Origin of the sequence: Mesorhizobium sp. B2-7-2 (assembly GCF_006440775.1) — a bacterium.
In the GTDB taxonomy this organism is placed as follows: Bacteria; Pseudomonadota; Alphaproteobacteria; order Rhizobiales; family Rhizobiaceae; genus Mesorhizobium.
Genome location: NZ_VFTZ01000017.1, coordinates 1 through 22,247, shown reverse-complemented (window position 1 = coordinate 22,247; position 22,247 = coordinate 1). Strand labels below are relative to the sequence as shown.

The 22,247-nt window shown below is 62.9% G+C and carries 35 protein-coding genes and 1 pseudogene; 24 read left to right on the top strand and 12 right to left on the bottom strand.

All coding sequences use genetic code 11. The annotated features are described in order from the left end of the window. The first annotated feature begins 143 nt into the window (after positions 1-143). A complete protein-coding gene (locus FJ425_RS21725; protein ID WP_095768399.1) occupies positions 144-353 on the top strand; it encodes a cold-shock protein in 210 nt (69 codons plus the stop codon). Positions 354-459: 106 nt separating this feature from the next. Then, positions 460-654 carry a hypothetical protein gene (locus FJ425_RS21720; protein WP_095768400.1) on the top strand — a complete coding sequence of 65 codons (195 nt, stop codon included), beginning with the start codon at positions 460-462 and terminating at the stop codon, positions 652-654. A 96-nt stretch (positions 655-750) separates the two neighbouring features. Here the strand turns inward: FJ425_RS21720 and FJ425_RS21715 are convergent, their stop codons facing one another. Together FJ425_RS21715 and FJ425_RS21710 are read right to left on the bottom strand one after the other, a co-directional pair. Beyond that, the gene (locus FJ425_RS21715; protein WP_140725941.1) at positions 751-945 is read right to left on the bottom strand and encodes a hypothetical protein; all 195 of its coding nucleotides are present in this window, start codon (positions 943-945) and stop codon (positions 751-753) included. 361 nt (positions 946-1,306) lie between these two features. After that, a complete protein-coding gene (locus FJ425_RS21710; protein WP_140543025.1) occupies positions 1,307-1,510 on the bottom strand; it encodes a CsbD family protein in 204 nt (67 codons plus the stop codon). A gap of 546 nt (positions 1,511-2,056) precedes the next feature. On the opposite strand from FJ425_RS21710, the gene FJ425_RS21705 reads away from it, so the two are divergent. After that, positions 2,057-2,470 (top strand): HD domain-containing protein, encoded by a 414-nt coding sequence (locus tag FJ425_RS21705; RefSeq protein WP_140725938.1) that lies wholly within the window; start codon positions 2,057-2,059, stop codon positions 2,468-2,470. A 40-nt stretch (positions 2,471-2,510) separates the two neighbouring features. On the opposite strand, the gene FJ425_RS21700 is transcribed toward FJ425_RS21705, so the two are convergent. Beyond that, positions 2,511-3,017 (bottom strand): hypothetical protein, encoded by a 507-nt coding sequence (locus FJ425_RS21700; protein ID WP_140725935.1) that lies wholly within the window; start codon positions 3,015-3,017, stop codon positions 2,511-2,513. 94 nt (positions 3,018-3,111) lie between these two features. On the opposite strand from FJ425_RS21700, the gene FJ425_RS21695 reads away from it, so the two are divergent. From FJ425_RS21695 to FJ425_RS21685, 3 genes are all read left to right on the top strand, one after another. Beyond that, a complete protein-coding gene (locus FJ425_RS21695) occupies positions 3,112-3,357 on the top strand; it encodes a hypothetical protein (RefSeq protein WP_140543076.1) in 246 nt (81 codons plus the stop codon). 111 nt (positions 3,358-3,468) lie between these two features. Next, the gene (locus FJ425_RS21690) at positions 3,469-4,473 is read left to right on the top strand and encodes a PAS domain S-box protein (protein WP_246677977.1); all 1,005 of its coding nucleotides are present in this window, start codon (positions 3,469-3,471) and stop codon (positions 4,471-4,473) included. 166 nt (positions 4,474-4,639) lie between these two features. After that, a complete protein-coding gene (locus FJ425_RS21685; protein WP_095768502.1) occupies positions 4,640-4,999 on the top strand; it encodes an SPW repeat protein in 360 nt (119 codons plus the stop codon). A 415-nt stretch (positions 5,000-5,414) separates the two neighbouring features. Here FJ425_RS21685 and FJ425_RS21680 read toward each other — a convergent pair whose 3' ends face one another. Next, positions 5,415-5,888: an Lrp/AsnC family transcriptional regulator gene (locus FJ425_RS21680; RefSeq protein WP_140725929.1), complete on the bottom strand. Its 474-nt coding sequence runs from the start codon at positions 5,886-5,888 to the stop codon at positions 5,415-5,417. 137 nt (positions 5,889-6,025) lie between these two features. Here FJ425_RS21680 and FJ425_RS21675 point away from each other — a divergent pair, with 137 nt between their 5' ends. Together FJ425_RS21675 and FJ425_RS21670 are read left to right on the top strand one after the other, a co-directional pair. Further along, complete coding sequence (locus tag FJ425_RS21675; protein WP_140725926.1) at positions 6,026-6,817, top strand: tryptophan 2,3-dioxygenase family protein; 792 nt, start codon at positions 6,026-6,028, stop codon at positions 6,815-6,817. 212 nt (positions 6,818-7,029) lie between these two features. Then, positions 7,030-7,443: a DoxX family protein gene (locus tag FJ425_RS21670; protein WP_140632034.1), complete on the top strand. Its 414-nt coding sequence runs from the start codon at positions 7,030-7,032 to the stop codon at positions 7,441-7,443. Positions 7,444-7,537: 94 nt separating this feature from the next. Here the strand turns inward: FJ425_RS21670 and FJ425_RS21665 are convergent, their stop codons facing one another. The 4 genes from FJ425_RS21665 to FJ425_RS21650 form a co-directional block, all read right to left on the bottom strand. Further along, positions 7,538-7,843 (bottom strand): hypothetical protein, encoded by a 306-nt coding sequence (locus tag FJ425_RS21665; protein WP_095768409.1) that lies wholly within the window; start codon positions 7,841-7,843, stop codon positions 7,538-7,540. 71 nt (positions 7,844-7,914) lie between these two features. Continuing rightward, positions 7,915-8,184 carry a hypothetical protein gene (locus FJ425_RS21660; RefSeq protein ID WP_140631334.1) on the bottom strand — a complete coding sequence of 90 codons (270 nt, stop codon included), beginning with the start codon at positions 8,182-8,184 and terminating at the stop codon, positions 7,915-7,917. Between the two features lie 225 nt (positions 8,185-8,409). Next, positions 8,410-8,865 (bottom strand): hypothetical protein, encoded by a 456-nt coding sequence (locus FJ425_RS21655; RefSeq protein WP_246673339.1) that lies wholly within the window; start codon positions 8,863-8,865, stop codon positions 8,410-8,412. Between the two features lie 153 nt (positions 8,866-9,018). Next, positions 9,019-9,342, bottom strand: coding sequence for a hypothetical protein (locus FJ425_RS21650; RefSeq protein ID WP_140543019.1), 324 nt, complete (start codon positions 9,340-9,342; stop codon positions 9,019-9,021). Positions 9,343-9,689: 347 nt separating this feature from the next. On the opposite strand from FJ425_RS21650, the gene FJ425_RS21645 reads away from it, so the two are divergent. The 13 genes and pseudogenes from FJ425_RS21645 to msrA all read left to right on the top strand — a co-directional run bounded on the left by FJ425_RS21645 (position 9,690) and on the right by msrA (position 18,466). Next, entirely contained in the window at positions 9,690-10,058 is a 369-nt protein-coding gene (locus tag FJ425_RS21645) for a hypothetical protein (RefSeq protein WP_140631331.1), read from the top strand. Continuing rightward, positions 10,051-10,476 (top strand): hypothetical protein, encoded by a 426-nt coding sequence (locus FJ425_RS21640; RefSeq protein ID WP_140631328.1) that lies wholly within the window; start codon positions 10,051-10,053, stop codon positions 10,474-10,476. The genes FJ425_RS21645 and FJ425_RS21640 overlap by 8 nt, the downstream gene beginning before the upstream one ends. Further along, a complete protein-coding gene (locus FJ425_RS21635; protein WP_246673336.1) occupies positions 10,424-11,110 on the top strand; it encodes a terminase family protein in 687 nt (228 codons plus the stop codon). Before FJ425_RS21640 ends, FJ425_RS21635 begins: the two co-directional genes overlap by 53 nt. 326 nt (positions 11,111-11,436) lie before the next feature. Continuing rightward, a complete protein-coding gene (locus FJ425_RS21630; protein WP_140631321.1) occupies positions 11,437-11,790 on the top strand; it encodes a hypothetical protein in 354 nt (117 codons plus the stop codon). A gap of 292 nt (positions 11,791-12,082) precedes the next feature. After that, the gene (locus FJ425_RS21625; protein WP_140631318.1) at positions 12,083-13,084 is read left to right on the top strand and encodes a bestrophin family ion channel; all 1,002 of its coding nucleotides are present in this window, start codon (positions 12,083-12,085) and stop codon (positions 13,082-13,084) included. A gap of 111 nt (positions 13,085-13,195) precedes the next feature. Further along, positions 13,196-13,504, top strand: a pseudogene (locus tag FJ425_RS32380) (terminase family protein); the annotation flags it as partial. A 158-nt stretch (positions 13,505-13,662) separates the two neighbouring features. Further along, positions 13,663-15,723, top strand: coding sequence for a sialate O-acetylesterase (locus FJ425_RS21615; protein ID WP_246677976.1), 2,061 nt, complete (start codon positions 13,663-13,665; stop codon positions 15,721-15,723). 266 nt (positions 15,724-15,989) lie between these two features. Then, on the top strand, positions 15,990-16,742 hold the full coding sequence (locus FJ425_RS21610; protein ID WP_140725920.1) for a glycosyl hydrolase 108 family protein: 753 nt from the start codon (positions 15,990-15,992) through the stop codon (positions 16,740-16,742). Further along, positions 16,739-16,942, top strand: a complete 204-nt coding sequence (locus FJ425_RS21605; RefSeq protein WP_140631230.1) for a hypothetical protein — start codon at positions 16,739-16,741, stop codon at positions 16,940-16,942. The genes FJ425_RS21610 and FJ425_RS21605 overlap by 4 nt, the downstream gene beginning before the upstream one ends. 109 nt (positions 16,943-17,051) lie before the next feature. Continuing rightward, the gene (locus tag FJ425_RS21600; protein ID WP_140631228.1) at positions 17,052-17,291 is read left to right on the top strand and encodes an ABC transporter permease; all 240 of its coding nucleotides are present in this window, start codon (positions 17,052-17,054) and stop codon (positions 17,289-17,291) included. After that, the gene (locus tag FJ425_RS21595) at positions 17,276-17,470 is read left to right on the top strand and encodes a hypothetical protein (protein ID WP_140545447.1); all 195 of its coding nucleotides are present in this window, start codon (positions 17,276-17,278) and stop codon (positions 17,468-17,470) included. The genes FJ425_RS21600 and FJ425_RS21595 overlap by 16 nt, the downstream gene beginning before the upstream one ends. Then, complete coding sequence (locus tag FJ425_RS21590; protein WP_140631225.1) at positions 17,470-17,790, top strand: hypothetical protein; 321 nt, start codon at positions 17,470-17,472, stop codon at positions 17,788-17,790. The genes FJ425_RS21595 and FJ425_RS21590 overlap by 1 nt, the downstream gene beginning before the upstream one ends. A gap of 154 nt (positions 17,791-17,944) precedes the next feature. Beyond that, positions 17,945-18,466: a peptide-methionine (S)-S-oxide reductase MsrA gene (gene msrA, locus FJ425_RS21585; protein WP_140545449.1), complete on the top strand. Its 522-nt coding sequence runs from the start codon at positions 17,945-17,947 to the stop codon at positions 18,464-18,466. A gap of 111 nt (positions 18,467-18,577) precedes the next feature. Here msrA and FJ425_RS31625 read toward each other — a convergent pair whose 3' ends face one another. Beyond that, a complete protein-coding gene (locus FJ425_RS31625) occupies positions 18,578-18,754 on the bottom strand; it encodes a hypothetical protein (protein ID WP_167498612.1) in 177 nt (58 codons plus the stop codon). 189 nt (positions 18,755-18,943) lie between these two features. On the opposite strand from FJ425_RS31625, the gene FJ425_RS21580 reads away from it, so the two are divergent. After that, complete coding sequence (locus tag FJ425_RS21580; RefSeq protein WP_140631222.1) at positions 18,944-19,204, top strand: hypothetical protein; 261 nt, start codon at positions 18,944-18,946, stop codon at positions 19,202-19,204. A gap of 26 nt (positions 19,205-19,230) precedes the next feature. Here FJ425_RS21580 and FJ425_RS21575 read toward each other — a convergent pair whose 3' ends face one another. Continuing rightward, positions 19,231-19,776, bottom strand: a complete 546-nt coding sequence (locus tag FJ425_RS21575) for a hypothetical protein (RefSeq protein WP_140725917.1) — start codon at positions 19,774-19,776, stop codon at positions 19,231-19,233. 126 nt (positions 19,777-19,902) lie between these two features. Here FJ425_RS21575 and FJ425_RS21570 point away from each other — a divergent pair, with 126 nt between their 5' ends. Continuing rightward, a complete protein-coding gene (locus tag FJ425_RS21570) occupies positions 19,903-20,199 on the top strand; it encodes a hypothetical protein (RefSeq protein ID WP_140631217.1) in 297 nt (98 codons plus the stop codon). Positions 20,200-20,318: 119 nt separating this feature from the next. Here FJ425_RS21570 and FJ425_RS21565 read toward each other — a convergent pair whose 3' ends face one another. Together FJ425_RS21565 and FJ425_RS21555 are read right to left on the bottom strand one after the other, a co-directional pair. Continuing rightward, positions 20,319-20,759 carry a GFA family protein gene (locus tag FJ425_RS21565; RefSeq protein WP_140631214.1) on the bottom strand — a complete coding sequence of 147 codons (441 nt, stop codon included), beginning with the start codon at positions 20,757-20,759 and terminating at the stop codon, positions 20,319-20,321. Positions 20,760-21,235: 476 nt separating this feature from the next. After that, complete coding sequence (locus tag FJ425_RS21555; RefSeq protein ID WP_140545453.1) at positions 21,236-21,403, bottom strand: Thivi_2564 family membrane protein; 168 nt, start codon at positions 21,401-21,403, stop codon at positions 21,236-21,238. 202 nt (positions 21,404-21,605) lie between these two features. Here FJ425_RS21555 and FJ425_RS21550 point away from each other — a divergent pair, with 202 nt between their 5' ends. Beyond that, positions 21,606-21,770 (top strand): DUF3309 family protein, encoded by a 165-nt coding sequence (locus FJ425_RS21550; RefSeq protein WP_095768421.1) that lies wholly within the window; start codon positions 21,606-21,608, stop codon positions 21,768-21,770. Positions 21,771-22,247: the final 477 nt, after the last annotated feature.

Below are 22,247 nucleotides of genomic sequence, written 5' to 3'. Positions count from 1 at the left end.
CTATATGTGTGATATCGATCTTGTTGAACGAACGTTGTTTCAGCGCCTTTGCGCCCGACGATCTTCCCTCTCAATTTCGAAAACCGTGACGTTTGGCATTCGGCCAAGCGGCGGTGATTTGCGTCGATTTGAAAGGAAATCGTATGACTACTGGAACCGTGAAGTTTTTCAACGCCACCAAGGGCTTTGGCTTCATCGAACAGGGCGGCGGCCAGCCGGACGTGTTCGTTCACATCTCCGCCGTGGAGCGCGCAGGGATGCGTTCTCTCGTCGAAGGCCAGAAGGTAAGCTTTGACGTCGTCAAGGACGCTCGCAGCGGCAAGAGCGCCGCGGAGAACCTCCAGGCAGCCTAAGCCATGCGTCGGCGCCTTTGACCACGGATGTACCGGCACAGGCGCTGGGGCTTTGAGGGAAGGTCGGGTTCGCCCGGCCTTTTTCATTTGCATAGCGAGGTAGCACATGGCTGATACGAATGTGTTCAAGCCGAAAGGCGACGCCAAGAACGAGGCCACTACAAAAACCGCGCGCGCCATCATCGACAGCGAGGCGGCGGCCAGGATCGCCAAGACGGCGCGTCTTCGTAAGGCCAGGTTGGCGCAGGAGCCGGTGGAGGAGCCGGTAAAGAAGGTGAAGAAGAAGGCCGCCGCCAAATAGGGGCGCGGCCTGAGCGGGCCGTGGCGGCAGGGCTGGGTTCATCACTTCCTGAAATGGTCGCCCCGGCTGCGGGAAAATCATCTCGACAAGCCTTTGTCAGTGCCGTCCCTTGAGGAACCTCGCCTCTCTCACCAGTGAAGTCCAGTCGGGGCCGATAAGCTCGATCAGCTCGCGAGCCTCGTCCTCCGAGATGTCCATATCCTTTGCCAGGCGGCGGGCAAGCAATTCCACATCGCCCTTCGCTGGTTGAGCCGCTTTGCCGTCGCCGGGTTCGGCGCCATCGTCGATCATGAGCCAACTCCTTCCGGTAGGAACTGTCGAGGCGGCGGCATGTTTCATCCGTTTCCGCAATTTGACATCCGGGGATGTCCCGCTGGCGGCGGACCATGAGATTTCAGGCTGGTCCCCGATGCCGCGTCTTTCTGGAACCGCCGCAAGGCGGCGCGCCAGGAGCCTCGCGAAGGCAAGCCGAATCCGGATAATACGGTGCGCCCGCAGCGGGGCGGAACTCGGCCATGGCAGCCCGTCGGAGCCATTCATGCCGCCCGACCTGCAGGTCGAGATGGACACGCCGCCGTCGCGAGGGCTTGACCGGCTTACGCAAAAAGGCGCTGCCGCGAGGCAACGCCCTTCGTTTTTGGGGAGCCGGCTGTTACCAGCCCTGCATCCTGTACCAGTCGTCGATGTCGCGGCGCACGCGATCCTTCTCCAGGCCGTAGCGTTCCTGGATTATGCCTTCGAGCTGGTCGCGTTTTCCGGCGATACGGTCGAGATCGTCGTCGGTCAGCTTGCCCCACTTTTCCTTCACCTTGCCCTTCACCTGCTTCCAATTGCCTTCGACGCGGTTCCAGTCCATGGCCGGACCTCCTGTTGGACACGGAGGGCTAACGGCAACACGACCGCGAAGTTCCTGTCGAAAGCTCTTTCTGCGTCGAGGCAGGCACTGAGCACAACGACGCGGACGAATGTGCCTTCATCTGGCCGTCATAATGAACCGCCAAATTAGCAAACGCTGAACGTGACCCCCGGTCAGCATGTTCCCAAGACCTCTCTTGCCCGGCTCCTGGTCCGGGCTTCTTTTTAATGCATGTCGCCCAGAAGTGCGCAGCGGTTCTGGGACGACGAGCATCAAAACAAAGACCTAAAGCGTGTCGTCTGAATCCCTTTCAGCGACGCGCCTCAGGTGCTGGCATCCCGCCTGGAACGGGTGGCGCGGATTGGCGATGGCGCATCCTCAAAAATCCGGCAGCGTTGGAACATTAGGCCGGTGCCGAGGTTTTTGCATGCATGATGGCGCGCAGTTCCCCGAAGGCGCGTCATCCGACCGGGTTCCGACCCGAGCAAGCCCGCCTCGGCCGTCCCTCGCCGGGACGGGCTTTATCGTGACGAGATCGGAAGAACCATGCTTCACCAAGCCGCCAAAATCGCCGAGCAGGCCCATCGGGGTCAGAAAGACAAGACCGGCAGACCCTACATCGAACATCTGAGACGGGTTGCCGATGCGGTCGAAACGCTGGACGAAAAGACGGTTGCCTATCTGCATGACGTGGTCGAGAAAGGCGAGGGTTGGAGTCTCGAGCGGCTGCAAGGCGCCGGCTTCGGCCTGCCGGTGGTGGCGGCGGTCGATGCGCTGACCAGGCGCATGGACGAGAGCGAGGAGGGCTTCATTTTCCGCGCCGCCTCGAACGAGCTTGCCCTGCCGGTTAAGATAGCCGACCTGCGCGACAATCTGTGGCAAGCTCATCAGGCGGGCGTTGCGCCGGACCGGTATGAGACGGGGCTCGGCATTCTGGACGAGTTGGCCGCCAGGGACTGAGCGGCGTCGGGGGGCACCGGCCTGCTGCCGGCGGCGCCCGCTATTCGTCGAGCTGCAGCAAATCGATCCGCGCGTCCGGCAGCGAGTGCTCCCACAGGGCTCTTTCGAGGTCGTTGCGGTTGTCGCCGCCCGTGGCTTCCGGCAGGTCGAGCGCCGTCAAGGCCTGGTCGTCGAACTCGATTGGCGCCCCGTAAAGTTGGGCGATTTGCATCACCAGGCTTTCTATATCCTCGCGGGCGATGTTGTCGGCGAGGTTCTTGAGCCTGATTTCTTCCGCAACCCGGATGATGTTGACGATGCCGTCGATCCGCAGGGCCTGCTGGACCTTGCAGTGAGAGTCGTCGCGCAGCCGGTTGGAAAATCCTCGCATCATTGGAAAACCCTCCTTTCGCGGGGGTCTATCCCTCTGTTGCAACCATGCGCCGGAGCAGTGCGGTTGGCAATACACAAATTTTAAAAACAATAAATAAATCAGCCGGTTAGCAAAGTATATCAAACGCAGTTTCACCGCATCCTTAGCATCGTTGGCTTCATTGCCGGTCGGCAAATCATCCCCTCTTGACGCCTTATCGCCGCTTCCTATTTCTACTCACAGTTAGGCGGATACTAACTCACAGCATTCGGCTCGGATGGAGGCGGAAGTGGTTGAGCTTGAACGGCCGCAACGGTTGCAGATCATGCTGACCGACGAGGAATTGGCGGCGCTGGAAAACTGGCGTTTCGAAAAACGCATGCCAAGCCGCTCGGCCGCCGTGCGCGAGCTTTTGCGCCGTGGGCTGGCATCCGATGGGTTTCTGGCCGCTGGCCTCGGCGCGAAGTCGCAGGATTTCGGCGTGATATCGCTGGATCGGAAGGCCGCAGATGGCTCCAGCGACCCGAAACCCTGAGCAAATGCACGCTCGCTCGCGGCAGATTGCCTTGACCTCGGCCGGCCCTAATTACCGTCCATGACCAATCGCGGGGGGACGTTTCGACAGGATCCGAATGCCGATGCGCGCTTGGCCGCGATCGTCGATTCGTCCTACGACGCCATCGTCGGCAAGACTCTGGGCAGCGTGATCACCGACTGGAATCACGCGGCCGAACGCATGTTCGGCTATACCGCCGAAGAGGCCATCGGCCGGTCGATCCTGATGCTGATCCCAGAGCATATGCAAGACGAGGAAACCGAGATCATCGGCCGCATCCGCAAGGGGGAGCGCATTCCGAGCTTCGAGACGGTGCGCAGGCGCAAGGACGGCTCGTTGATCACCGTTTCACTGACGATTTCGCCGATCAAGAACAACGCGGGCGAGATCATCGGCGCCTCGACAATCGCCCGCGATATCAGCGCTGCCAAGGAAAGCGAGCGCCGCATCCGGCTCTTGATGCGCGAGGTCAACCATCGCGTGAAGAACCAGTTCGCCGTGATCCTGTCGATGATCAGGGAAACCAGCAAGCGCTCCACCGATCCGGGCGAGTTCGAGGAACTGATCCGTTCGCGCATCATGGCGCTGTCGCGCTCGCACGATCTCCTGGTCACCTCCGAATGGGCCGGCGCCAGCCTGTTCGACCTGATCCAGGAGCATCTGAAGCCTTTCGGCCATGAGGAGCGCATCTCGCTTTCCGGGCCGCTCCTGACGCTGCAGTCCAACGCCGTGCAGAATCTCGGCATGGCCTTCCACGAACTGGGCACTAACTCATCCAAATATGGCGCGCTGGCGGGTGAAGGCGGCCGCATCGAAATCACCTGGCAGGTCGAGCCCGGCCCGCAAGCGCAGCGGCGCTTTCATCTTCTGTGGCACGAGACATCCGGCGCGACGGCCGTTGGAGCTGAGCAGAAGACGAATGAGCGCAAGGGTTTTGGCACCGTGGTGCTGCAGCGGGTGGCGCCGCAGTCGCTGAGCGGTTCTTCAAGCCTCGAGCGTTCGCCCGGCAGCGTGAAATGGACGCTCGACGCGCCGCTCGAGGCAATCGTGGTTCCGCAGCTGGGGGCAGAGAGCGATACCGACTTCAGCGTCTGAGCGGCAGGCGGCGGGATTTCTGCCGTCCCGCGCCGGGCGACGCGCAGTCCGGACCCGCCCGACCGCCACTTGCAGCCTGATAGAAACGTAATTACATCAATCGCTAAGCGTGCAATGTCCACGCGGATACAGTTGCTTTGGTCAAGCTTCGTCTATGGAGGTTGTCATGCCAAGCAAACTGATGGAAGCAAGAAAGAGCCAGGACTGGATCACCCTGATCCTGGCGATTTGCCTGTTCATCTCACCATGGGTCATCGGATTCACCGCGGCAACGGTGCCCGCGTGGAACGCCTGGATTGTCGGCGTTCTTCTCGGCGCGCTGGCGCTCGCGACGCTTTCGGTGTTCGCCGAGTGGGAAGAATGGGTAAACGTCGTCCTCGGGCTCTGGCTGATCGTGTCGCCCTGGTTGCTACACTTCGCGGCTGACACGTATGTCATGGCCACGCATGTCGTTCTCGGCGTGCTGGTGGTCGCGGCATCGGCCTGGGCTGTCTGGGACTTCCGTCATCCCCACGCTCATGCGTGAGCGGTGATTGAGCGGGAGCCCGCCGCGCACGCGGCGAGCTCCTGCCACTGCGACGTCTGGGCATCGGGCTGAACGGCGATTGCAGCGTCTTCACGCGATTGCTGCAATGGGAAACGTTTTGGTGCATTCTTGGGAATGGTCTCGATGCTTTACCCCGACACTCCAGCCAAGTGCTGCTCCTACTGCGGCGGCCGCGACCATGATTTTGAGGAATGCCCGAAACGCAAGGCCGACGCGGAGAAGGAGAAGGTGGAGCGGGAGCCGGCCGTGACCAGGCTCCCATATTCTCGTCACGCGTCCTCCAACCAGTAGATCGCCTCGCGTCGCCATAAAGACACCGTGCGGCGCGGCCAGCGTCCACGGCTCGATTGCCGACAGGGGTACCGTCGAGCCGAGTCTCAATTTGCCGCTCGCCTTATCCCCTCAGCGCACGCGCCGCCGCGTCGGCGAACGAGATGTCGCCCTTGATCTCGCGCATCGCCATCGAAGTCACCGTGCGGCGCACGCCGGGCAGGCGGCTGAGTTCCTCGCGCAGCATCCGGTCGAGCGCCATCATGTCGACGGTGACGATCTGGAGCAGATAGTCGGCTTCGCCCGTGGTGGCGTAGCAGCGGCGGATCAGCGGGTGCTTCTTCACTGCCGCTTCAAAGGCGTCCGACACTTCGAAGTCGATCGACACCTGAATGAAGGCCTCGATGCCGAAGCCGATCCTGGCCGGGTCGATGCGGGTCGAATATCCGCGGATAATGCCGGCCTCTTCCAACGCCTTCACCCGTTTCCAGCAAGGCGTCTTGCTCAAGCCGACCTCCTCGGCGAGTTCGCCGAAGGAGATGCGCGCGTCGCGCTCAAGTGCGGCGACTATTCTACGGTCGACAGAATCCAGCGTCATTCGTTCTCCAATATGACAGAAGATATCGACGATCGTCCTTCATTCCACGTCATTTGAATAACAGAAAGGAACAATGTTCAAGCCGAAAGCGCTATCCTTGTCGCCAGGTCGAAAACCTGCCGCGAGGAGGAGAAGCCATGGACAAGACGGACTATCACGCCCGCATCGAGACCCCCGAGATGCGCGACTACGGCGTCTATCTGAAATGCGATCAGCTGCTCGCCTGCCAAAAACCGCTCTCCGACATGGTCAACGCCGACGAGCTGCAGTTCCAGATCGTGCACCAGGTCGAGGAACTGTGGATGAAGCTCATCGCCTACACGCTGGTCGATGTCCTCGACTATCTGGAGAAACAGGACACGCATCGCATCGTCACGCTGATGGGCCGCGTGCACCGATTGATGCGCATGATGACGGCGCAGCTCGACCTCCTGGAAACCATGTCGCCCAAGGAGTACCAGCAGATCCGCCTGCAGCTCGGCAATGGCAGCGGCCAGGAATCGCCAGGCTTCAAGCTTTTGCTGCGCCTGCCGCCGGACCTTTGGCGGGCCTTCAGGCATGCCTATCTCGACGGCCGCGGGCTGACCGTGGAGGATATCTATGACGAGCATTATGACCACGGCGATTCCTATGTCGTGGCCGAGGCGCTGATCGAGTTCGACGAGCTGTTCCAGAAATTCCGCGCTAATCACCTCTATCTGATCCACCGCTCTATCGGGCTCGGCGCGAAGTCGCTGAAAGGCAGGCCGGTGGAGATCCTCGAAGGCGGCGCCCGTCACCGCTTCTTCCCCGAGCTCTGGGACATTCGCTGCGCCATGACGGACCGCTGGGGCGCCGAATACGGCACCGTTCGGGATTCGATCAGCCATCCGCCGCAACTTTCTCCTTCTCCCCTTGTGGGAGAAGGTGGCCGCGAAGCGGACGGATGAGGGGTGTTCCAGGGAATACCGACGTCTCACTTCGCTGGAACACCCCTCATCCGTCTCGGCGCTGTCGCGCCGATCCACCTTTTCCCACAAGGGGAGAAGGCGAGGCGCCGCGTCCCCGCCAAACAATTTTTCCACCGCCTGTCGGAACCAACTCCCTCCGCCCGTCCTTGGGGGCATCAACCGCTTCAACAATCCGGAGGAACATCGTGGAAATGCAATCGATCTGGCAGACCGCCGCCATCCTCATCGCCCGCCTGATCTTCGCCGCCATGTTCGCGATGGCCGTCGCCTTCAAGCTGATGGATATCGGCGCCACCGCCGGCTACATCGCGGCCGCCGGCTTCCCGTTCCCGCTGTTCCTGGCCTGGTGCGCGGCGATCCTCGAAGCGTTGCTGGTGATCGCCTTCCTCACCGGCGCTTATCTGACGCCGTTGGCGCTGATCGGCGCGGTCTATGTCATCTTCCTGGGCTTCGCCTTTCACGGCCCGTCGCACTGGGCCGGAAACCAGGCCGAGTTCGGCGCCTTCATGTCGCATTTCCCGTTCGCCGCCGGGCTGCTCTACGCCGCCGTCCACGGCCCGGGCAGCGTGCTGGCCCTCAAGCAGGGTTGGCCGGGCAGGGCATGAACTTTCCTTCTCCCCGTTCTACTGGGAGAAGGTGGCCGAAGGCCGGATGAGGGGCGGCGCCAACATTTCAAGACAAGGCGCCTTCCCCACACGCTCACATCTGATCGTTATACGGCTCTTTCATCTGGCCGACCATGCGCGCCAGCTTCGAGAAGGACGGCATGTCGGCCTCCGGCTGGCACTGATTGGCGAGTTCGAGCAGCCGGATCGGGAAGTTGACGGCGTCGCGGCTCGAGGCCGACATGCCTTCCGAGCGCTCCTCGCTGGTTTCGCTGGCCTCCGCCTTGCGCAGCGCGATGTCGATCTCCTCGACCGTCAGCACGCCCTTGCGCACCAGCACCTGGTTGACCGAAGCGACGGCCATCAGGAGGCCCTCGAGCTGCAGATTGGCGACATTCATGGCTTTTGCTCCCATTGACCGGGGTGAAACGCGCGAGCCGCGGTTACGATCCGGAGATGCGCGAGCCTCGCTTAGGCCTCCATCCACCGCTCTCCATACTCGCTCCAAAGCCGCCGGATCTCGCGGTTGCCGAGCGGCGGCGTCTGGCGGTCGCCGTAGAAGACAGCGACGGCGCTGAGGTCATATTGGCCCTCGGCCTGGGCGATGAAGCGGATCGCTTCGCCGAGCGGTCTCGAATGGAAGATCGGATCGGCCTGGCCCCGGCCGAGGCTGCGAACGCCCGAAATGTTTGCTGGCACATGCCGCATCCGAAAGACGGATGCCATGGCAGGTTTGTCCATGCCTGCTCTCCGCGATTCCCTTGGGGAATGATCCCACAAGCACCGGCTAATGACCAGCCCGGGACGGCCGCCGGAACAGAGCAGGCCCCAGCACAACCTCGGAAACTGGAAGCCGGCGGGGAAAGAAAAAGGCCGGGCGCGACGGCCTGGCCTTTCCTTCCGCGCGGTCGCCGCAAGGCAACCTCACCGTTTTCCGGGTCGGCTCTCTAGCCGGGCCGGAAATGTCTACCTGTGCCAGCGATGCAGCCAGTCCGGCTCGGGGGCGGAGCTTCGGCTGATCGCCATGCCGGCCAGCAAGCCGACCAGGCCGCCGATCAACATCGCGGTCGAGAAGGTGCCGGGGTTCTGCTGCACGGTTTCCGAAACGCTATGCGCCTGGCTGCGCAACTGGCTCGCCGCGCGCGACGCGCGGTCGGAGGCGCCGCTGTAAAGGGTCGAGGCCCGGTCGGCCGCGCCCTGGTACCAGCCATGCGCGGTCTCTGCGGCTTGTTCGGAAAGCGTGCGGTTCAGCCGGTTCACCTCGCGCTTCAACTCGGCGATCTGCTTCTTCATCGCGTCTTCCGATGCCCGCGAGGCTCGTGCGCTGCTGCGGGACGCGGGACGGTTGCGCGTGGCGCGCGCGGCGGCGGTCTTCGCGTTGCCGTTGGCTGAATTGGTGGTGCTGGTGTCATTGTCTGCCATCGGTCTCTCCTTTTTGCCTCCTGGGAACGAACGGCCAAGCCGTGCCATTGTTCCGCCGCGGTTTCCGCAGGCGCGCCGCCAGGCCAAAAGACGAGGGCCGCGGAGCGAACTCCACGGCCCTTGGTCCAAGCCCGATGCCCTTGCTTGCCGCAGCTACTTGCCGCAGTTGTTGTCGTTCACGTTCGGCTGCACCGTGGTGGCGGTGCTGTTGTTGGCATCGCCCATTGCGCCCTGCGGATTATTCGCGCAGTTCTTGTCGGCGTTCGAATTCATGTCGCCGCCTGTGATGCTGCCGGTCGTGCCGGTATCGGGCGGAGGGGCCTGGTCAGGCGATGGCGCGGCCGGTGTCTTCGGGTTGACGGTAACGGTCTGGCCGCTGCCCGCGCCGTCATTTCCGGCGGTACCGGCGTTCTGGGCCATCGCCGCCGTCGCGAGGCCGATGGTCAAGGCCGAAGCTGCAAGAATCTTCGTAAGCATGATCTCTTCTCCTCTGTTGCGAGACGGTCGTCTGTCGCGTTGCGACTAAGAGTGCAACCCGTCGGACCAGGGTTGGTTCCGACAAAAATTTGCTGTGATCTGGCCTGGCGTTTCAATTTATAGGTGTGGCGCGCACGGGGCTTTGCTGGCTCGATTGCGAGAAATTTAGGAAAATGTACCTAGAAGCTATTGCCTGATGAAGGCAGCTATGCTACTATTTTGTCCATGGTGCTGATTTGCGCCAACGAACCCGCCGCCGGCGGGTTTTTGTTTTTCGCGCCATCCATTCTTTCGAAGCGCTGGCGGCGTCTTCCCTGTCCTGCGGCGCTTTCAACATCGAGGCCCAGATGCCACGCTATGCCACCATCGTCACCGCCGATGACGGCGCCGAGATCGTCAGCGCTATCGGCAAATTCGAAGGCGCAAGCCTTCCGCAGCGCTCGGGCCGTGTCGAGCAGGTCGCGCCGGGCGTGCGCATCGGCATGGTGCGGGGTGGCCTTGATGAAGTCGTCGCCGGTTTTGGTTTCCCGCGCCAGTGCCTCGGCCCGGCTGCGGTCCGCACAGCCACGGCGGGGCTGAAGGCAATGGCCGCGCCCTCCGCCGATGCCAAGCCCGCCAAGCCGACCAGCGCAAGGCGACGCAGGAAACCCGCCCGCAAGGTCCGCAAGGCGAAGGCGGCGAAAGCAGCACCATCGGATGCGGTCACGCATGGCTGACGAAAGCAGGCGCCGCGAGCCCGTCGGCGCGAAGCGGGCGAGGCGAAAGCCGAAAGCCACCCAAGCCGCTGCCACTCCGTCCCCCCGCCCGAAGCGCTCGCGAAGGACGCTCGTCGACGATTTCGCCGCCGCGCTTCGCGCCGACTTCCGCGCCCATGGTGCCGGCGTCATCGCCGCGGTGCGGGCCGAAAAACCTGACCAGTATCTGAAGGTCGTGCTGACGCTGCTACCCAAGGATTTTTCGGCCAAGGATTTCTCGGAACCTGTCGATGCCAAGCAAACCAGTCTCGAGCAGTTGAGCGATGACGAGATCCGCAACCGCATCCGCGGCCTCGAAGCGAGCCTCCGGCCGCTCCTGGACAGCGATGCAAACCTATCTGGCGCTGCTCGAGGAGATGGACCGCAGGCGTCGCCGTAACCTTCTTGCAGCCTACGCGCCCTACAAGCAGCAGGCCGAATTTCACGCGGCAGGGGCAACGAACCGCGAACGCCTGTTCATGGCCGGCAACCAGCTGGGCAAGACCAGGGCAGGGGGCGCGGAATGGGCCATGCACCTCACCGGCCGCTATCCGGGCTGGTGGAAGGGCAAAGTGTTCGACACACCGGTCAGGCTCTGGGCCGCCGGCGTGACCGGCGAAGGCACGCGCGACAATCCGCAGCGCGTGCTGGTCGGTCCGCCGCAACAACAGGCAGAATGGGGCACCGGCATGATCCCGGCCGATGCCATCGCCGACACGGTAATGGGCCGCGGCGCGCCGGGAGCGCTGGACAGCGTCGTCGTGCGCTGGGGCGGTGGCGGCGATGTGCAGGCCGGCGAGAGCGTGCTTTCGTTCAAGAGTTACGAGAAGGGCCGCGAGAAATGGCAGGGCGAGACGCTGCACGGCGTCTGGTTCGACGAGGAACCGCCGCTGGATATCTACTCCGAGGGCCTCACCCGTACGAATGCCACGGATGGCATTACGATCGTGACGTTCACGCCGCTGCTCGGCATGAGCGATGTGGTGCTCAGGTTCTTGAGCGCGGGCGAGGTGGAAAGAATTGGGAAGAGGTAGGTGACGGCCAATCTCCCCCCTCGTGGGGGAGATGCCCGGTAGGGCAGAGGGGGGCGCCGTAGAGTGCTTACCTCGACTTTATCCGCGGCGGCGTGCTTCCTCGACCATTGTGGATGGGTCTGATCGCTCATACACCGACTTGACCACTGATACGCCGGCGGGAACAGCGCCCCCCTCTGTCCTGCCGGACATCTCCCCCACGAGGGGGAGATCGGCAGCTTCGGCTGCCGCACCCAACGCGAAACCGCGCCGAAACCATGATTTGCGATGTCGCTTTGGCCGCAACCGAAGGTCGAGTAGTTTTCGGCCACGATCCGGGGGCCGACATGCGACCGAAACCGAACCTGCTTCTGGCCTGCGCGTTGCTCTCGGCCTGTTCCGGCTCTAGCGGCGACTGGCGCGGCGATGCGATCGCTTCGGCCGAAGCCAGGATGCGGAGCCTGATCAACGATCCGGCGGCGAGTTTCTCGCATGTCGACCTCACCGGCGACAGCGCGAGCGGCCAGACCTGCGGCGTCATCGCAAGCAAGGTCGGCATCTTCACCAAGCAAGCGCGCTTCATCGTCTACATCGACGGCGCCGGGCCCTATGTCGAACCGGGCCTCGGCTCGTCCATGTCGCAGGCCGATTTCGACTGGGCCTGGAAGAACGACTGCGTCAACGAGGGCTATAAGGGCTGAGCGTTGGCTTTCCCTTCTCCCCTTGTGGGAGAAGGTGGCCGAGCGTAGCTCGGTCGGATGAGGGGTGCTCCAGCTTGGCAAAAGCGCTCGTACAGCGAAGGGGCATAGCGACAGAAAAACCAACGTCTCACTCCGCTGGAACACCCCTCATCCGTCTCGGCGCTGCGCGCCGATCCACCTTCTCCCACAAGGGGAGAAGGGAAGGCTGTAGGCCCCTGTCAAAACGTTTTCCACCCCTTATGGTGCGCGAGCGCGCGGTCGCGCGATTTGCCTGCCGTAAGGGACTTCAGGAATGTATGTAGGCCGTTCTTATAGGTTGCTGGACTTCGCGCTCTGGTCGCGGCGCAGCGTCATCTACATGGTCGTGGTGAGCGGGTTGGCGATCGCCGCCTACCGCCTTCCGGCGACCGCGGGCTTCTCGGTGCCGTGGTCGGTCGTGCTGGTGCTCGGCACAACGGTGTCGCTGGTCACCGGCTTCAAGAATTCTCAGGTCTTCACCCGCGCCAACGAGGCTCTGCAGGCTTTTTCGCAGATCACCGCCAGCAGCCGGATGCTGTCCGGCTTCTGCCGCGATTTCATGGATGCGGCCGCCGCCCGGCAACTGATCCACCGCCATCTCGCCTGGCTGACGGCGCTGCGTTTTTCGCTGCGGCGGCCGATGCCTTGGGAATCGCTGGCGAAAGCAGCCAACATCGAGTTCAGGCGCCGTCGCTATCACATTGAGGAGGACAAGACGTCACTTGCCGAGGAACTGCGCAGGCTGCTCGGCGAGGAAGCCGAAAGCGTGCTGAAATCGCCGCAGCCGGCGATAGAACTTCTCGACAGGCAATTGACCGTGGTCAACGGCTTGTTGAAGAGCTCGGCCATTCCGACGCAGGTCTATTCCGAATTGACCAAGCTGATACGCGACTTCCAGGACCAGCAGGCGCGTTGCGATCGCATCAAGAACAATCCCTATCCCCGCCAATACGCGATCGTGAGCTCGATGTTCATGATCATCTTCTGCACCTTGCTGCCGTTTGGTGTCGTTCCGGTCTTTGCCGACATGGCCAAGCTGGGCGGCGTGCTCGGCTGGATCTCGATCTGGCTGACCATCCCGTTCAGCGCGCTGCTGGGCTGGGTCTACATGTCGCTGGACCTGGTCGGCGAAAGCAGCGCCAATCCGTTCGAAGGCAATGCCAACGACGTGCCGATCTCGCAAATCTGCCGCGACATTGAGATCGAGCTGCGCCGTGGCCTTGGCGAGACCGCGCTTCCCGCGCCGCTGGCGCCGGTGAACGATATCGCGACGTGAAGCTCTTCCCTTCTCCCCTTGCGGGGTGAGAAGTGGTCCGTTTAGCGGACGAAAAGCCGATTGCTTGGCTTTTCGAGCTTCGAACGCCTTGAGCCTGCGAAAGGCCGGGCGGTGGCCGCGAAGCGGCCCGATGAGGGGGTACTCCAGGGAACGCCAGCGCGTCTCTCCGGTGGAACACCCTTCATCCGTCTCGGCGCTGCGCCGATCCACCGCCCGGGGGCGAGCCACGGGTCTCGCCTCGTCCTTCGGAGGGGGAGAAGGGAAAGGTTTGCCATGTCCCGCCACGTTACCTTCATGACCATCGACGATGCCGGGCACTATACGCCCGAGCAGCGCGCCGAGATCGTCGCCGCCTATTCCGAGCACGAGCGTGAGGCCCGCGCGAAAGGCATTCCGGTGCTGGGCTCCGGCCGCATCTTCCCGGTGGCGGAGGAGATGGTCGCCTGCGAGCCGTTCAAATTGCCGCGCTGGTGGCCGCGCATCGGCGCGCTCGATTTCGGTTGGGACCATCCGTCGGCCGCGGTCGAGCTTGCCTGGGATACCGAAGCGGATGTCGTGTACGTGACGAACGCGAACCCGTGCGCCTGGCGACGACCGCGAACAACACCCTTTATGCCCTGCAGACGATCGACGGCGTGGCCGCCGAAGTTGGCGACCGCGTGCTGGTCAAGGACCAGGCCGACCAGACCCAGAACGGTATCTACACCGCCAGCGAGGGCCAGTGGTTTCGCGCCGCAGACGCCCGCACCGCGCGCACGATGCAGAAGGGCACGACGGTGCATGTGCAGGAGGGGCTTGTTTCGGTCGATCGCGTCTATGCCTTCGAGACGCTGGATCCGGTGATTGGCGCCGACCCGATCGTGCTCAGCTTCTATCTCTCGCAGGACACGCTTGGCGGCGCAGTGAATGCTGCCAATGCCGCCGCCGCGAGCGCGGCCGCAGCACTCACCTCCAAGAATGCGGCGGCCACCAGCGCCACCAATGCGGCCGGCTCGGCCACGGCCGCTTCCGGCTCGGCAAGCGCCGCGTTAACGTCGGCGACGGCTGCTGCTGGGTCAGCATCGACAGCCTCGACCGCAGCGACCAATGCAGGGAATTCAGCCACTGCGGCGGCGGGCAGCGCGTCTTCGGCGGCGGCGTCCGCTGCTGCGGCGGCGGCTCTGCCTGGGATCACCACAGATCCCATCGTTATCCTCGCTACAGGACAATCGAACATCGGCAAAGAGGAGAACTATTTGTGGACGCCGCCGACGAACCTCTACAACTGGAATTACAGCGGCGTTGACGGCACGACCGGGACGGCCTTTGCGGCGCTCGACGGCACGAAAATCAACACGTCGTACTCTTTCGCTGCCGCAATTGCCGAGAATAACCCGCTTCGCAAGGTCTATCTGGTCCGCGTCGGCTTGCTGGTACCGCCGAACGGGATCGCTCAGTGGAAGGCGGGCGCATCTTCACCGGACCAGTATGCGAACTGCAAAAGCAACGTCGAAGCGGCGTTGACGCTGCTCGGCCGGTCGAAGATCAGCCACATGCTGTGGTGGCAGGGCGAGGGCGACATCGCAACGCCAACGACCTATCAGACGGACTTCGAAACAGTACAGACCAGGTTCCGCGGAGAGACGTGGTATCCTCGCGAGCTGCCCGTCACCATTTGCGGGCTCATGCCGGAAGTCTTGGGGGGCACCTCCGGTAAGGACGTGATGAATACCGTCCTCCAGCAGTGCGCGCAGGTTGAGCCGGAGACACGCCAGTTCGTTTATCCCGGCTGGACTTCCGCCGCTATGTGGCAAGACACGGCACACCCTACAGGCGCTGGCTGTTGGGCGATCGGTAGAGCTATCGCCAACAACGTCATTGGGCGGACCGGGGCGAAACCAGCCTCAGGGTTGCTGAGGAACTTCGGCACAGCCGTCCTGTCCTACCTCCTCGGCAAGTTCATGCTCGGTTATGGCACGTCGGTGGCAGTGGGGGCGACCAGCGCCTCGGCGCCGCAGTTCCAATCCCACGGCACGGATGCCGGCGGCGCGCAAGGGAATTTCTATCGTTGGGCCAATTCCGTGGGGGGCTCCACTATCGGGATGTTCAAGTCTCGAGGAACCTCGCCGGGAGCGCGCGCGATCGTTCAGAACGGTGACACTCTTGCGACAGTGATCGGCTACGGCGATGATGGCGTGAACGCTCCGCCGGCCGCGTCCATCTCCATTGTGGTGGACGGCACTCCCGGCGTAGGGGACATGCCTGGTAAGGTTAAAATTTCGACGACCTCTGACGGCGCGGCTGCTGTCACCGATCGGGTGACCGTCGACAATAGGGGGTTTATGTCAATGGTATCAGGCAGCTTTGGGCGTTCCGGCCCAGTCACGAAAAGTGCTGACTTCACGGTTGGAGATGCGGAAAACAGCATTATCGTAACGAAGGGGTCAAGTTGCGTCGCCACCCTACCATCGGCGTCCAGCTGGCTCGGCCGTGAGATCCTCATCAAGACGACTGTAGCCTTCACGACAGTTTCTGCTTCGGCGAATGTCGTGCCGCTTGCGGGTGGCGCGGCCGGAACTGCTATCCTTGCCGCTACTGCGGGGAAGTGGGCGCTGCTGATTTCAGACGGCACCAACTGGGTTGTCCAGATGGCTGCCTGATGGAACTCGATGGCATGGGAGAACTGGTCGGCATCAGGCATATGAGGGGCAGAACGTTCGCTCCTGCCGAGTGATCGTCACTTAAGCAGCCCAGTTAGTCCGGCCGCTGTCGGCTCCCGGCTCAGCCACCCTTGACCGGCCCGAGCGTTGCCGCCGCCTCGTCAAACGTCTCCGCCTGAACATCGGTGCGCCTCAAGGTCACGCCGTCGCGCATCGGCCTCTCCTGGCGCCGGCCATATCCAAAACATAATCCGAAAGGAACTCCCATGGACCGCAACTTTGCGCGTGCCCTTTCGCTCGTTCTCGCCTCCGAAGGCGGCTGGTCCGACAACCCCGCCGACCCCGGCGGTGCGACCATGAAGGGCGTCACGCTCGCCAATTTCCGCCGCTACGTCAAAGCAGACGCCACTAAGGCCGATCTGCGCGCCATCTCGGATGACCAAGTCGCCACCGTCTACCGCCGTTTCTATTGGGATGCTGTAGCGGGCGCTCAGCTCCCCGGCGGCATCGACTACGCGCTGTTCGACTTCGCCGTGAACAGCGGGCCGGGCAGGGCGGCGAAGTATCTTCAAGGTGTGCTCGGCGTTGTTCAGGATGGCCGCATTGGCCCGGCCACGCTGGCGGCGGTGAGGGCAAAACCCGCCGGCGTCGTCATCGATGCGCTGTGCGACGCGCGGCTCGCCTTCCTGGAAAGACTATCGACTTGGCCGAGCTTCGGCCGGGGCTGGAGCGCCCGAGTCGCCTCCGTGCGCCGGCAGGCGCTGCTGATGTCGGCCGCGCCGTCGGCGACTGAGGGATCCGTTTCGCCGGGGCCTGCGTCCGCCGATGACGTTCCGCTAGCCGCAACCCCTGCCGGCGCCAGATCGCCTGCCGCCGGCGAGGCGCTCGCTGTGCCACACAAATCCGCATCGCCAGCCAAGGTAGCCGGCGTCCTCGCGCTGATCGCGCTGGCGCTCGGCTCGCTCACCGCCTGGACCGCGCATCTTTCCTGCAATCTTTTCGGAGTGTTCTGCCAATGATTGCCGTCATCATCCGCATCGCCCTGCGCTATGGCGCGGGCGTGCTTGTCGCACGCGGCCTCCTGGCCGCCGACGACGCCTCGGCACTCTCCGCCGATCCCGACATTCAAATGGCGCTGGAGACCGGCCTCGGTCTTGCCGTCGCCGCCGCGGCCGAGTGGTGGCATCTGCTCGCGCGCCGGTTCGGCTGGGAGCATTGACCATGGAAAATCTGAAAGGTCTGCTCACCGCCTGTATCGAAGCCGCCAGGCCGTATGTCGTTATCGGTGCCGCCTGCTTTGTCGCCGGTCTTCTCATCGGAGCGCTGCTATGAGCGCGCTGCTGGCATGGCTTCTCACCAATCCGACAATCCTGGCGATCGCCGCCGGCCTTGTCGGGGCGATCGGCTGGGGTTTTAGCCAGCGCCTCGCCGGCGCAAGGGCCGAGCGCAGCAAGCAGGCCGACGCCGAGGTCGCGGCCCGGGATGTCGCCGACCAGGTCGACAACGATGTCGGCGCTTTGCCGGCTGACGCGGTCAGAAAGGAGCTGAAATCATGGGCAAGGGATTGATCGTCGCCGCCATCGTCGCCGCGCTCGCCGGCTGCACCACGGCCAGGGGCAGTTTCTGCGCCGTCGCCTCGCCAATGCGCCTCTCTGCCAGCGCGGTCGATGCCTTGTCCGACCAGGAGGCGAGGGCGCTGCTTGCGCACAACCGCAAGGGCGAAAAACTCTGCGGCTGGAGGCCGTGATGCATGACATTTTCGATCTTCTCGGCATCAAGGGCCAGGTCGTGGCAGCGGGGCTCGCCGGCGGCGTGCTGCGGGCGCTGTCGCGCCATCGCTACAAGCTGCGCGAGATGATTGCCTCGCCCATCTGCGGCGCCTTGGCCGCCGCCTATCTGACATTGCCTGTCGTCGCCTGGATCCGGGCAAGCGGCCTGCCGATCCCCGCCGCCGACGACACCACCACGCTCGCCGCCGCCTTCCTCATCGGAGTCTCTGCAATGTGGATCTCGGACATCGTTTTCGAGGTGGTGGTGCGAAGATTCAAACAAACGCCGGATTCCTGATCGCGGCGGACCGAAGCGTGCAGGGCATCAAGACGTCGACCGGCGGATCGTCCACACCGGACCAAGATGCCGGTGTCAGCGGTTGGCCCGATCGAGCCGCTGGAAGAATCCAGGCGCAACGCCTATCTATGGAGCAATCCAAAGGAGGTACGACATGGCTTCTTCCACCGAGCGCGCGGTCCTTGCCGGCGGCTGCTTCTGGGGCATGCAGGATCTGATCCGGCGCTTGCCCGGCGTGATCTCGACGCGCGTGGGCTACAGCGGCGGCGATGTCCCCAACGCCACCTACCGCAACCACGGCACCCACGCCGAGGCGATCGAGATCATCTTTGACCCTGCTAGGACCAGCTTTCGCACGCTGCTCGAATTCTTCTTCCAGATCCACGATCCGACGACGAAGAACCGCCAGGGCAACGATATCGGCGCGAGCTATCGCTCGGCGATTTTCTATTCCAGCGATGAGCAGAAGCGGATCGCCGAGGACACGATAGCCGATGTCGACGCGTCCGGCCTGTGGCCTGGCAAGGTCGTCACCGAGCTCGCTCCGGTCGGGCCCTTCTGGGAAGCCGAGCCCGAGCATCAGGACTATCTCGAGCGCTATCCCAACGGCTACACCTGCCATTTCGCACGGCCGGGCTGGAAGCTTCCGGTTCGCCAACAGGCGGCCGCGTCATAATCAGCGACCGCCGCGTTTGACATAGGTTTCACGCGCTTTGATCCGCCCGCCATGCCGGAAGGCATGGCGGGCTTTTTGCGTTTCCGGCCGGTTGTCCCGGCCCGGCGGGCCTCAGCCCTTGGCTCGGCGGCCTTCGTGTTCGTGGCTGCCGATCCAGTGGGCGCGGATGCGGTCGCTAGCTTCGAGATAAGCCATGTCGATCAGGTAGGTCAAAAGCTTCTCGCCATCGGCCTCCGCCTTCTGGCGAAGTTCTCGCAGGATCCCCTGCGCAAACTGCAGGTTTTCCATTTTGCTAGGCTGGTCCATGGGTGCCCCCAAATGTCGGTGCGGTAAGTTTGGCTCACTATGCTTGTACGAAGATTATCGCCTCGCTCGCGGTGAAGCTGTACTCGGTTGCACTGAGGACGCCGGATCAACGAAGCTGTTGGACATCGCGCGGAAATGTCGATATTTTACGCGCCCAATCGGATGGCGACCATGCACGAAGACGAGGGCAGCACTCCTGACAAGTTGCAAGCCATGCTTGACGTGATCGGCAGGAGCGAGCCCCCGAGCGAGAGCGGGCAAGCCGATTTGGGCCGATTGAGAGCCGACGCCGCCAAGGCAGCCGGCGTGTTGATCGAATTTTACGGCGATGCGGCCTTGGAGCGGGCCAAGCTCATAGAGCGCCGGTCGCCCCAGTCGCATTTTGCGCGCATGGTCGCGGCTGAAGTCGGCCGACGCGGCAAGCGAAATTGACCCGCGAGCAATCGGCGAAAGCTGCTTCAAGACGATCTTCGCCTCCCCAGCCTTGCGCCAAGCCGCTGCTCGACCTCTTCCTCGATGTTGTCCAGGAGATACGACATCAGCTCGTGTCCGATCGACCGCGCCAGGTCCTTGGCTTGCCCGACATGGTTGCGGATCTCGCGCAGCGCCTGCTCTTCGCACGCGGCGTCGTCCGTCAAATCGACGAACCAGCCGGGATAGAGCGCTGCCTCGCCCGTCCCGTCAACATAGCATTGGCCGACGGCCAGGATCTTGCGTAATCCCATCTTTTCGGAATGGACCCTATAGACCTCCCTGAATGCGGACCTGCGCTCCACGGCCTTGCGGATCGCCAGCCGGACCCGTGAGCGGTCGTCCCGATCGATGCTTTGCATGCATCGTTCAAGCGAGGCGCCGTGAGAGAACTCATCGAGTGTCAGGCCGAAATAATCTGAAAGATTGGCGTCGCCATAAACGCGGTCGCGCTTGATGTCCCAGGTCCAGAACCCGTCGATCGGTGGATACCGCATATGCATGTTGCGGTCGTGTTCAGGCGCCGACGTCATGAAAACCGCCCCGTCCGGTTTCAAGCTTTGGCAGCACTATGTCGCAAAATCGGTAAGAAACAAACATGGCCTTTTGTACAAGGCCCGAAGTCATAAGGTTTGCTGCCGGTGGCAATTCGGGATGCCATGTTCGGTATAACCGGCAAGACGGTGAAGAAAAATTTCTTGAGCCGAAAGAATTTTCACCATAATGTTGCAACTGCCGCTTGGCGTTTCACACGAAAATGCGGCAGGCAAGCAGGCGAAACAATCCCGGAGGTTGTATTTCCACAAGAAGGATGGTTGAAAATTCTTATATTTTGTAAAAAGAATAAAACTCTTTGCGTGCTGCTGCAGGGAGCCAAGCCGGCTTACCGCCTCATATTTGCAGCTTATCCAAATGCTAGCGTCAGCCGATTGACCGGCAAACCGACCGGTGGTTGAAAAACGCGGAACTTCGAGAAAAGCTCGCGCATCAGTCCGCGGCCGGGCGTCCTCCCGGACGTGCCGAAGCCGTCACCAGACTGAAGGTCGTTCGGACTAAAGTCTGCCAAGAGATCAACCTAGGCCAATCTTTGCCGCGGCTCCAGGTCGGCTTCAGCGCTTGCGGCCGAATCATCGGCGATCCGGTCATGCTCGAACTGGCGCGCCGCGGGGAGGGCCTGCAACCAGGGCTCGCGGCGTCCGATCCACAGCTCGTAGCTCGGCACCAGCCCTTCGGTTGGCGCCACGTCCAGGCTACCGATCGTCACTTCGGCCTCGTCGTCGCCGACGAACGGGACGCGGCTTCCGCAGGTGGGGCAAAAGCTCCGAGCGCCATAGCTGCTGGTGATGCCGGTGGTTTCGAACGCTTTTAGCGGCCATACGGCGTAGGCATGGAAGACCGATCCGCTTGTCTTGCGGCAGTCCTTGCAGTGACAGAGGCCGACCCGGAGCGGCTCCCCAGTGACGCGGAACTGCACCCCGCCACACAGGCAACTCCCGCTGCGTGCGATTTCAGGCATTGCCGTTCCTCCCTCGGTTATGCACAGAGGCAATTTCCCTCGCGCCCGGCAGGTCCCGCCGCCGGCTGCTAAAACCCGCAACAAGTTGCGATAGTTCCACGCCTGCGAGCAAGAAGCACCGGTCAGTCGGGGAGGTTGATCGGCTCCTCGCACCGATAGACGCGGCACTCGCCGTCCTTGGTCGGAACCGTCGTCGACACAGGCACTTCCGGCCAGTCGCACTCATTGCCGAATTGCCGAACGAACCGGTCATAGGTATCCCGACCCGTGCTCAAAACTATGGCACGATCGCTTTTGATGAGTGTCTGCGTCTGCTCGCAAGTCATCGCGCGTGTGTCCGGCCGGGCGTAGGCAGCGCTCACGGTGCACAACATTGGGCCGGCGCACAATATTCTGCCAGCGCCAAGTGCGATCGACAGGGTTCTCATGGGGACGCCGGGGTTTTGAAGTTTCCGGGTGTCGAATATGGACCGCGGCTAGAATACCGCAAGATATTTGAGCAGCGAAACGATTCCGATGATGATGACGATGATCTGCGCGATCTGCCGCGCGCGGGCATCGAGCGGCAGGCGTTGCACGAGGTAGAGCACCAGGATCACCACCAGGAAGGTGATCAATATGCCGATAAGGATCGATGCGCCCATATGCCTGCCTCCTTACCAAGATTGCCCGGATGGGCAGGCTCCAACGTTGCCGGCTGCGAAATGGTTCCAAGCGGATCGAGCCGCCGATCGGGTCGTCCGAAAACAGAAGCTGGCTTCGACGTCGGCGGAACATGCGCGCGGCTTGCGAGTTCACTTCCTCGATAGCAATGCGCGGGATCGCACTGTCAGAGAGGAAGAAACCATGGGCCTCGGCACGATTCTCATCATCATTCTAATTCTTGCCCTACTTGGCGGCTTCAGCGGCTTAGGCGGAGGGCCTTTCTACGGCACCGGCTATTATGGCGGCGGCGGCCTCGGACTCGTCCTGGTCATCGTGATCATCCTGGTGTTGCTCGGCCGCATCTGACGGCCCACGGCGCGACCCGGCCTCAGGGCGTCGCCAGCGCGTCCCTCAGCTTCGCCGCCGGCCGATTGCTTCGCGTCTGGCGTTGCGGTTCCCGATCTGCGTTTCGGCGAAGTTGGCGCGCAAGGTGACGATCAGCGCGACGACCGCAAGGAGCGGAAGTGTTTGCCGTCGCAGGGCGCGTCCCAGTCAGATGATCATTGCTGCCATAGAACAAGATTCGGCGGCGTTGCAATCGACCGGCGGCAGATCCGCGAATCCCGCTAGCTCTCGCGCACACTGCATTCGAGGCAGGCGATACTGTGTCCCGGACAATTCAGCCGATGCGTGCCCCCTGGGCAGCAATGGCCGTTCGAGCTCAGCCAGCGCGCGCAAAGAAAAACCTTCTTGGCCCCGTGACAGCGCTAGGGCATATACACATCTTTCTGCGACGGATTGACTCGGTTGTGGCTGCTCGGATTCCGTGGCGGCGCAGGGTAT